Raw genomic sequence first — 418 nt, forward strand, 5'->3', positions numbered from 1 at the left:
ATGGTTTCCTGCGGTTTTAACCGCGCCCAGCCGGTATTCCGTTACGACAATCTGAACCACGCCGCCACTGATGTTCTGCGGCGGGATGGAGACATATACAAACGGATGCCCCTCGGCCTTGTAGAGTGTGCTGACCTTTGCCGCGATGGTGTTCAGGTCGGTCATGCGCAGGGGCTTGCCGAGATAGGCGGCGATCTCATGCTCGAAGGTTGCCTGATCGAGCAGGGGAAGGCCCGCATGGTGCACTCCACTGGAGCCGGCGGGCAGGCCTGCGGCCTTGAGGGCAGCATTGTCGGGAATGAACACAAGCCCCTTGAGGGCGGGGATCACAACCGCATTGGACTGCGGCAGGGGCGGAGCCTCTTTGCCCGGCAGGGTCAGGTCGTTGGGGTTCGGGCTTGCTGTGGGCTGGCGTGGG

At 62.9% G+C, this 418-nt stretch carries 1 protein-coding gene; it reads right to left on the reverse strand.

Annotated elements, in window-relative coordinates:
• On the reverse strand, positions 1–418 hold a 418-nt coding region (locus tag J2D75_RS14325), incomplete at both ends, for a POTRA domain-containing protein (RefSeq protein ID WP_207855464.1).

Origin of the sequence: Acetobacter suratthaniensis (assembly GCF_017377745.1) — a bacterium.
GTDB lineage: Bacteria > Pseudomonadota > Alphaproteobacteria > Acetobacterales > Acetobacteraceae > Acetobacter > Acetobacter suratthaniensis.